The 4,760-nt window shown below is 68.4% G+C and carries 7 protein-coding genes; 3 read left to right on the top strand and 4 right to left on the bottom strand.

Translation table 11 applies throughout. The features are described 5' to 3' along the window. Window positions 1–614: glycosyltransferase N-terminal domain-containing protein (locus K1Y73_RS21380; RefSeq protein WP_318248268.1), on the bottom strand; the 614-nt coding region annotated here is incomplete at its 3' end. Between the two features lie 3 nt (window positions 615–617). Then, the gene (locus K1Y73_RS21375; RefSeq protein WP_225030425.1) at window positions 618–860 is read right to left on the bottom strand and encodes a DUF4170 domain-containing protein; all 243 of its coding nucleotides are present in this window, start codon (window positions 858–860) and stop codon (window positions 618–620) included. Between the two features lie 175 nt (window positions 861–1,035). Between K1Y73_RS21375 and K1Y73_RS21370 the strand changes: the two genes are divergently transcribed. Genes K1Y73_RS21370 through K1Y73_RS21360 form a run of 3 tightly spaced genes read left to right on the top strand, consistent with a single transcriptional unit; the run spans window position 1,036 to window position 2,626 of the window. Further along, window positions 1,036–1,917 carry an SPFH domain-containing protein gene (locus tag K1Y73_RS21370; RefSeq protein WP_225030424.1) on the top strand — a complete coding sequence of 294 codons (882 nt, stop codon included), beginning with the start codon at window positions 1,036–1,038 and terminating at the stop codon, window positions 1,915–1,917. Window positions 1,918–1,920: 3 nt separating this feature from the next. Next, on the top strand, window positions 1,921–2,208 hold the full coding sequence (locus tag K1Y73_RS21365; protein ID WP_225030423.1) for an NfeD family protein: 288 nt from the start codon (window positions 1,921–1,923) through the stop codon (window positions 2,206–2,208). Then, complete coding sequence (locus K1Y73_RS21360; protein WP_225030422.1) at window positions 2,195–2,626, top strand: NUDIX domain-containing protein; 432 nt, start codon at window positions 2,195–2,197, stop codon at window positions 2,624–2,626. The genes K1Y73_RS21365 and K1Y73_RS21360 overlap by 14 nt, the downstream gene beginning before the upstream one ends. Before the next feature lie 4 nt (window positions 2,627–2,630). Here K1Y73_RS21360 and K1Y73_RS21355 read toward each other — a convergent pair whose 3' ends face one another. Next, entirely contained in the window at window positions 2,631–4,262 is a 1,632-nt protein-coding gene (locus K1Y73_RS21355) for an amidohydrolase (protein ID WP_225030421.1), read from the bottom strand. Next, window positions 4,259–4,760, bottom strand: a 502-nt coding sequence (locus K1Y73_RS21350) for a dimethylsulfonioproprionate lyase family protein (RefSeq protein WP_225030419.1), incomplete at its 5' end; no start/stop codon positions are given. The genes K1Y73_RS21355 and K1Y73_RS21350, both read right to left, overlap by 4 nt.

Genomic DNA, 4,760 nt, shown 5'->3' with positions numbered 1-4,760 from the left:
GCCGCCAGGCCGCGGGCAAGCGCCGCGCGTTCCGCCTCGACACAGGGCAGCGCGGCCGAGCGTTCCTCAAGCCGGCCGGTCACCGAGATCACCTGCGCCGCGGCACCCGCCTTGCGGAACTCGGCCGCCGCGGACTCGTCGATCACCGCGATATGGCTGAAGGCGGCCAGACTTTTGCGCAGCTGGCCGGAAAACCAGCGGTCGCGCCCCTTGATCAGCCGGGGGCTGCGCGCCTCGACCAGCATCAGCGGCAGATGCCGCGCCCGTGCCTCTTGCAGCAGCGACGGACGCAGGCCGCCATCGGCAAACACCACCAGCTCGGGCTGCCAATGGTCCAGGAAGGCGCGCAGCTCGGCCGGGTTTTCCTCGGGCGCGGGCTGAACCACCGCCCCCGCCAGCAGACCCGTTGCCGGGCCGGTCAGCAGCAGCGCGAACCCGTCTTCCTCGGCCAGGCGACGGCCCAGCTCTTCCAGCCCCGGTGCCGGATCGGGCCCGGGCGCGTGCAGCCAGATCAGCCGGCCAGGCGGCCGGGGCGCCCGCAGCGCCTCGCCCCCCGCAGCCGGCCGCGGTCGCAGCGACGGAAGCGCAAGCCCGAACAGCGGCGGAGGAGACATGGATCAGCCGAGTTCCTCGGTGGGCGACGCCGCGGTTTCCTCATCGCGCAGGCGATGAATATGCGCGATGAAATAGCGCATATGGGCATTGTCCACCGTGCGCTGCGCCTCGGCCTTCCAGGCACGATGGGCGCTTTCGTAATCGGGGAACATGCCGACGATATGAATCTGCGACACGTCGCGGAACACGTTTTTCTCGGGGCTGACAAGCTCGCCGCCGAAGACGAGATGAAGGCGCTGGGGCATCTTGGCCTTTCCGGGCAGGTTGGGGATCATGGCGCGAAGATAGCGGTTGTGCTGCGGCAGCGAAAGGCCGCGCGATTCCGGCCCTTGCCGGAACCGGCCGCCCCCGTCACATTAGAGGCGCTGCCCGGTGGCTGACGCTGCCGGTGCCGCGCGACCTGACCAGGAGGCTTTTTCAATGGAATTCAGAGATTTGCTCGGCTGGAATGCCGTCTTTCTTGCCATCGCGTTTTTCATCATCCTTTGCATCTTCCTTGGCGTGCGCATCGTGCCGCAAAGCGAAAAACATGTGGTCGAACGCTTCGGCCGGCTCAGATCGGTGCTTGGGCCGGGGATCAACTTTGTCGTCCCCTTCCTGGACCGGATCGCCCACAAGGTCTCGGTGCTGGAACGCCAGCTGCCGAATGCCTCGCAGGATGCGATCACGGCCGATAACGTTCTGGTCAAGGTCGAGACCTCGGTCTTCTACCGGGTGACCGAACCGGAAAAGACCGTCTACCGGATCCGCGACATCGACGCCGCGATCGCCACCACGGTGGCCGGGATCGTGCGGTCGGAAATCGGCAAGCTGGAACTGGACCAGGTCCAGTCCAACCGGGCCTCGCTGATCGAGCGGGTGCGCGAACAGGTGGCGGCCATGGTCGACGACTGGGGGGTCGAGGTGACGCGGGCCGAGATTCTGGACGTGAACCTGGACGAGGCGACGCGGGCCGCGATGCTGCAGCAGCTGAATGCCGAGCGGGCGCGGCGGGCCCAGGTGATGGAGGCCGAGGGCAAGAAGCGCGCGGTCGAGCTGGCCGCCGATGCCGATCTGTATTCGGCCGAGCAGCAGGCCAAGGCGCGCCGGGTGACGGCCGATGCCGAAGCCTATGCGACGGGCGTGATCGCGCTTGCGATCAAGGAGAACGGGCTTGAGGCGGCGCAGTTCCAGGTGGCACTGAAACAGGTCGAGGCCTTGCAGGCCGTGGCCGTGGGGCAGGGCAAGCAGACGATCCTGGTGCCCGCCAATGCGCTGGAAGCCTTTGGCGATGCGTTCAAGATGCTGAAAGGCAGGGGGTAGGCGATGCCGGGGCAGCTGTGGACGATCTGGTGGGCCTGGGTGGTGCTGGGCTTCGCCCTGGGCGGGCTGGAGATCCTGGCGCCCGGCTTCATCTTCCTGGGCTTTGCCATCGGCGCGGCCCTGACCGGGGTGCTGATCGGCGTGGGCATTCTGGGCGCGGTCGGCTTGCCGGCGCTGATCCTGATCTTCGCGCTTCTGTCGCTGGCGGCCTGGTATCTGCTGCGCGCGATCTTCGGCAAGCGGCCGGGCCAGGTGAAGACCTGGGATCGCGACATCAATGACAACCCCTGACCGCGGGCCGGACCCGGGGGATTTCATCGGCGCGAAAGCCGCGTTCTTCTGCGGAACGCGGCTTTTGTGCTATCTGCGCGACGATTTCCCCGGGCTGATCTGGCGCGGGCACTGGGATCTGCCGGGCGGTGGCCGCGAAGGCCATGAGACGCCCGAGGCCTGCCTTCTGCGCGAATTGCACGAGGAATTCGGCCTGATCCTGCCCGCGTCGCGGCTGCAGCGTCGGCTGATCCTGCCCTCGGCCGATTTTCCGGGCCGGGTCTCGGCCTTCTTCTCGGGGGTCTTGAGCGAGGCGGAAGTGGCCCAGGTGCGGTTCGGCGACGAGGGCCAGCGCTGGGAGATGATGGAAGTCGCCACCTTCCTGTCGCGCGGCGATGCGGTGCCCTGGCTGCAGGACCGCGTGCGCATGGTGCTGTAGCGGCTTAGCCCGCGAACCAGGCGGCGCGATGGACCTCGCGCCCCTTGACCAGGGTCAGCAGCACCCTGGTGTCGGAGATCTTCCAGGCCGGGCAGGTGAAGATGTCCTGATCCAGGATGATCGCATCGCCGGAAAAGCCGGGCCGCAGCTGCCCGGTATAAGCGCCGCGCCAGCAGGCGGCGGCGGCCTGCACGGTATAGCCGGCGACGCAATCTTCGACCGTCAGGCGTTCCTGCGGCTGAAACGGGTCTTTCGGCCGCTCGGCCAGCCGGGCCTGACGCGTCACCGCGGTTTCGATGATCTCGAACGGGTTCAGGGTGGAAACCGGCCAGTCCGAGGACAGGCAGGTCGCGGTGCCCATGTCCAGCAGGCTGCGGAACGGGTAAGTCAGGGCTTCGCGCTCGGCGCCGATCATCTGCAGCGCGATATCGGGCACGACCGGATCATAGCGCGCCCAGAGCGGCTGGATATTCGCCATCGCCCCCAGCGCCGACAGGCGCGGCGCATCGGCGGGGTCGACCAGCTGCAGATGGGCCAACTGGTGCAGGCCGGGCCAGGCGCCGTTGGCGGCGCGGGCGGCGGCCAGCCCGTCCAGCGCGCGGCGCAAGGCGGCATCGCCGATGACATGGACATGGATCTGAAAGCGCGCGGCATCCAGCGCGGTCATCAGCGCCAGCGTCTGCTCTTGCCCGAACATGCAGGGCGCGTTGCCGCCCGGCGCATCGGCATAGGGGGCCAGAAGCGCGGCGGTGCGGTTTTCGAACACGCCATCCATGAAGAACTTGGCCGATTGGATATGGAAATCCGGCCCGGGCGCCGCCGCTCGCATCGCCAGAAGCCGCGGCAGGGCGGTTTCGACCGTATCGCTTTCGCGCACCTGCGCCGCCCCGGCGACGCGCATCGTCAGCAGGTTTTCGGCCAGGGCGCGCGTGTAAATGCGTTGCTCCAGCGCTTCGACCCGCGGGTCCAGAACGCCGGTCAGCCCATGGGCATGGGCATGCGCCTGCCCGGCCAGAAGCCCGGCCATATGGTCATCGTCCGACAAGGCGGGCAGTCGGGAGAGCGCCCATTGGATCGCATCCTCATGCAGCATCCCCGTCGGCTGGCCGGCAGCATCGCGGACGATATGGCCATTCGCGGGGTCGGGCGTCTTGGCCCCGATCCCCGCCAGACGCAGGGCGGCCGTGTTCAGACATGCATTGTGAAAGCTGGAATCATACAGCACCGCCGGGCGGTTGCCGGTTGCGGCGTCGATCGCGGCGGCCGTCAGGTTGTGATCGCCGAACAGGCCCGGCTGCCAGCCCGCGCCGATCACCAGGGGCAGTGCCGGGTGGCGGGCGGCATGGGCGGCGATTGCGGCGGTCAGCTTTGGCAGGGTTTTCACGTCATACAGCGGCGCCGAACTGGCCAGATCGGTCCCGCCCGACAGGAAATGGATATGCGCGTCCTGAAAACCCGGCAGCACCAGCCGCCCGCCGGCGTCGATCACATGGGCGCCGGCCGAGGCCATGCGGCGCAGCTTTGCCGTCGGCCCCAGCGCCACGATGCTGCCATCGCGGATCAGCATCGCCGCCGCGGTCGGATGGGCGGGGTCCATGCTGCGGATCCGGCCATGGACGATCAGCGTCTCGGTCATCCGGCGGCCGGCTCGAACAGGGCCCAGTCGGGCGCATCCAGCACATAGGCCGGGGCGGCCACATCGGCGGTCCAGGCGAACAGCGCCAGAAAGGGCAGATCGCCGGTCAGCGTGGCATGCGGCCGGTGCGGCGGGTTCCAGACCGGGGCGAAGGCGGGCTTTTCATGAAAAGGGGCGCCGGGGGCGAAGCGCCAGCGATGCGGGCCGGTCAGGGGCAGGTACAACTCGGCCGCCGGATGGGCATGGTCGCGGTACAGCGTGCGGGGCGCGACCAGGAACAGGCCGAAATCATAACCCTCGGCCGCGAAGGGCGCGGCTTCGCCCACCAGCGAGGCAAAGGCATGGGCATGCGGGAAGAAAGGCCCGATCCGGGCAGGATCATAGGCGTCATAGGTGATCCAGGGCAGATGCGGGGCGGCGGCGGCGATGGCCATCTTCATCTGCCGCTCTTCATCCAGCACGATGGCCAGGCTGGTGACTTCGGCGCCGGTGCCGCCC

It is taken from the genome of Xinfangfangia pollutisoli (assembly GCF_020179405.1).
Classification (GTDB): domain Bacteria; phylum Pseudomonadota; class Alphaproteobacteria; order Rhodobacterales; family Rhodobacteraceae; genus Pseudogemmobacter; species Pseudogemmobacter pollutisoli.
This window is presented reverse-complemented; position numbering and strand designations above follow the sequence as displayed.

Bases quoted from the DNA above. Each gene is read 5' to 3' on its own strand.
- K1Y73_RS21365 (WP_225030423.1), top strand. From the start codon at position 1,921: ATGCCGGGGCAGCTGTGGACGATCTGGTGGGCCTGGGTGGTGCTGGGC.
- K1Y73_RS21355 (WP_225030421.1), bottom strand. From the start codon at position 4,262: ATGACCGAGACGCTGATCGTCCATGGCCGGATCCGCAGCATGGACCCC.
- K1Y73_RS21375 (WP_225030425.1), bottom strand. From the start codon at position 860: ATGCCCCAGCGCCTTCATCTCGTCTTCGGCGGCGAGCTTGTCAGCCCC.
- K1Y73_RS21360 (WP_225030422.1), top strand. From the start codon at position 2,195: ATGACAACCCCTGACCGCGGGCCGGACCCGGGGGATTTCATCGGCGCG.
- K1Y73_RS21370 (WP_225030424.1), top strand. From the start codon at position 1,036: ATGGAATTCAGAGATTTGCTCGGCTGGAATGCCGTCTTTCTTGCCATC.